Genomic DNA, 1,074 nt, shown 5'->3' on the forward strand with positions numbered 1-1,074 from the left:
TTTGAGGGTATCCTTGAGTGAAATCAATCCGATTATCTCATCGTTTACTGCTACTGCAAGAGGTGTTCCGCCATTTTTGGATATTTCCTGAGCCTTCCATCGTAATTCTGGCTCGTTTACATTTGTGGCAGTCTTAAGAATCGCCTCAACTGAGCCTTTCAAGATCTTTACTGGAATATTGGATTCTTCCAATTCTTCTACCTTGGCAGAAACTCTGGTACGCGGCAATGAGGATTTTGGAGTTGGAGTCTGTGTAGTGGACAGTTTTTTCTTTGGTGAAAACTCGATTCCACTGAGTCGTGTTTCAGAACTAAACTCAACTGGTCTTGCAGTCATTATTTCCATCATAAATGGTGGTTCGATCTTTTTCTCGTTTGCAAGCTCAATAATTGATGTTCCCTCGTGTGTGTGATCACTAAATGATGCAGCATAAGCTGCTTCAACAATGTCTTGCTCTGTGAATTTTTCCATTGGAACAAACGCAATTGCTCTTCTGGTACCTTCAGTGATTGTTCCAGTCTTGTCAAGTATCAGTACATCACAGTCACCTGCTGCCTCTATTCCCTTTCCTGATTTTACTACAATATTGTCTCTTGCCAGTCTGTTAATTCCGGCAACTCCGATTGCAGGCAACAGTCCACCAATAGTTGTGGGCATCAAAGCCACCAGCAATGCAAAAAGTACAGAGACATCCATGTGGTATCCAAGATAATATCCAAAGAACAACATTGTTCCAACTACAGTTATGAAAATCAACGACAATCCTGAAAGAAGTATTGTTAGAGCAATCTCGTTTTTGGTTTTTGGTCTTTTTGCACTTTCAATCAATCCAACCATCTCGTCAAGAAAGCTCTTACCAGCCTCTGAAGTAATTTCAATCACTATACTGTCATTTGCCACCTTNCTGTCATTTGCCACCTTGGTTCCTCCCATGACCGGATTATCTTTTTCTTTAAAGACAGGGTTTGATTCCCCTGTCATCATGGATTCGTCTACGAATGCCTTTCCTTCATGTACAATACCGTCTCTTGGAATTATCTCTCCAGCATAAACTCGCACTCGATCCCCTACTAT

At 41.3% G+C, this 1,074-nt stretch carries 2 pseudogenes; both read right to left on the reverse strand.

What is annotated here, in order from left to right:
- Positions 1-903 (reverse strand): annotated as a pseudogene (locus DYY66_RS03290) (potassium-transporting ATPase subunit B); the annotation flags it as partial.
- Position 904: 1 nt separating this feature from the next.
- Positions 905-1,059: pseudogene (locus DYY66_RS15855) on the reverse strand (hypothetical protein); the annotation flags it as partial.
- Positions 1,060-1,074: the final 15 nt, after the last annotated feature.

It is taken from the genome of Candidatus Nitrosotalea sp. FS, assembly GCF_011319475.1.
Lineage (GTDB): Archaea > Thermoproteota > Nitrososphaeria > Nitrososphaerales > Nitrosopumilaceae > Nitrosotalea.